Annotated in this window: 1 protein-coding gene and 1 pseudogene; one reads left to right on the plus strand and one right to left on the minus strand. The window is 64.6% G+C overall.

Going from position 1 to position 2,023, the window contains the following annotated elements; translation table 11 throughout:
* Window positions 1–755: pseudogene (locus tag ACRC1E_RS04740) on the minus strand (glucose-6-phosphate dehydrogenase); the annotation flags it as partial.
* Between the two features lie 133 nt (window positions 756–888).
* On the opposite strand from ACRC1E_RS04740, the gene ACRC1E_RS04745 reads away from it, so the two are divergent.
* A partial coding sequence (locus ACRC1E_RS04745) for a dihydroxy-acid dehydratase domain-containing protein (protein ID WP_438513959.1) occupies window positions 889–2,023 on the plus strand: 1,135 nt, incomplete at its 3' end.

The raw sequence follows: 2,023 nt of genomic DNA on the forward strand, positions 1-2,023 counted from the left end.
AGGCTGGCCGGCGGCTCCATCGCCACCATGCACAATAGCTGCAGCAGATGGTTCTGCAGCATGTCCCGCAGCGCGCCGGTACGGTCGTAAAACTCACCGCGCCCCTCGACCCCCAGCTCTTCGGCAATGGTGATCTGCACACTCTGCACCCACTCGCGCCGCCATAGCGGCTCGAACAGCACATTGCCGAAACGCAGCGCCAGCAAGTTCTGTACCGACTCCTTGCCCAGATAATGGTCGATACGGTACAGCTGCTCTTCGCCGAAATACTGCGCGACCGCCGCATTGATGGCATTGGACGAGGCCAGGTCATGGCCCAGCGGCTTTTCCAGCACCACACGCACCTGCTCGCGGTTCAGGCCGACCCGCGCCAGCTGTGCACAGATGGTACTGAACAGCACCGGGGCGGTCGCGAGATAGCACACCACCACCCGGGCCGGGTCGTGGCCTATGCTGCCGGCCAGCGCCGGATAGTCGTCGGGCGCCGTCGCATCCAGCCGCAGATAGTCGAGCGTAGCGGCAAAGTCCTGCCATGCGGCATCGTTGTCTTTATCCAGATGCGGGCGCACCAGACGGGCCGCCAGCTCCAGATAGGCGTCGCGCGTCAGCGCCTGCCGCCCCAAAGCCAGAATACGCCCGCCCTTGGCCAGCAAACCGGCACGGCGTGCGTGATACAAGGCCGGCAACAGCTTGCGCATCACCAGGTCGCCGGTGCCGCCAAACAGCACCATGTCAAAATCAGGGCTCGTGTTCATCGCCAACCTCCTGCAAGCTCGCATATGGCCTTTATCTTATTCCATTGTCGGGCAGGCTGCGGGCAGAACGGGCTTGCGCTGGCCCTGCGCCGGACCTAGCATGACCGTCATGCCCGTAACCCGAGGCCCTGCCATGCCCCTGCACCCCGTCGTCGAACACGTGACCCGCCGCATCCGCGAGCGCAGCCGTACTACACGCCACGCTTATCTCGAACAGCTGCAACAGGCTGCCGCGCGCGGCAAGGTCGCGCGTAGCGCACTGTCGTGCACCAATCTCGCCCACGGCTTCGCCGCCATGCCCGCCACGCCGAAAATCCGGATCAAGCAGCTGGAGGTGCCTAATCTCGCCATTATTTCGGCCTACAACGATGTTCTGTCGGCGCACCAGCCGCTGCAGGACTTTCCGGCATGGATCAAGGAAGAGGCACTCAAGGCCGGAGCTACGGCACAGTTTGCCGGCGGGGTGCCGGCGATGTGCGATGGCGTGACCCAGGGCATGCCCGGCATGGAGCTGTCGCTGTTTTCACGCGATGTGATTGCCCAGTCCACCGCCATTGCCCTCACCCACCATCTGTTCGATGCCGCACTGTATCTGGGGGTGTGCGACAAGATCGTGCCCGGTCTGCTGATAGGCGCCCTCGCCTTCGGCCATCTGCCGGCGGTATTCGTGCCGGCCGGGCCGATGAGTTCGGGGCTGGCCAATGACGACAAGGCCGAGGTGCGCAAACTGTTTGCCCAAGGCTTGGTCGGGCGCGATGTGCTGCTGGAATCCGAAGCGCAAAGCTACCATGCGCCGGGCACCTGCACCTTCTACGGCACCGCCAACTCCAACCAGCTATTGATGGAAGTGCTGGGCCTGCATCTGCCGGGCAGCGCCTTCGTCAACCCGGGCACGCCGCTACGCGAAGCGCTGACCCGTGAAGCCGCGCATGCCGCGCTGGCCATCGTCCCCGGCAGCCCACGCTATACCCCGCTGGGCGAAATGCTCGACGAGCAGGCCATCGTCAACGCCATCGTGGCACTGTTGGCCAGCGGTGGCTCGACCAATCACACCCTGCATCTGGTCGCCATCGCCCGTGCCGCCGGCATCGCCATCAACTGGGACGATTTTTCCGAACTGTCGGCCATCGTGCCGCTCTTGATGCGCGTCTACCCCAACGGCAAGGCCGACATCAACCACTTTCATGCGGCCGGCGGCATGGGCTTCGTGCTGCGCGAACTCCTGGATGCCGGCCTGCTGCACGAGGACGTCACTACCATCCTGGGGC

This window comes from Craterilacuibacter sp. (genome assembly GCF_051659485.1).
Taxonomy (GTDB): domain Bacteria; phylum Pseudomonadota; class Gammaproteobacteria; order Burkholderiales; family Chromobacteriaceae; genus Craterilacuibacter.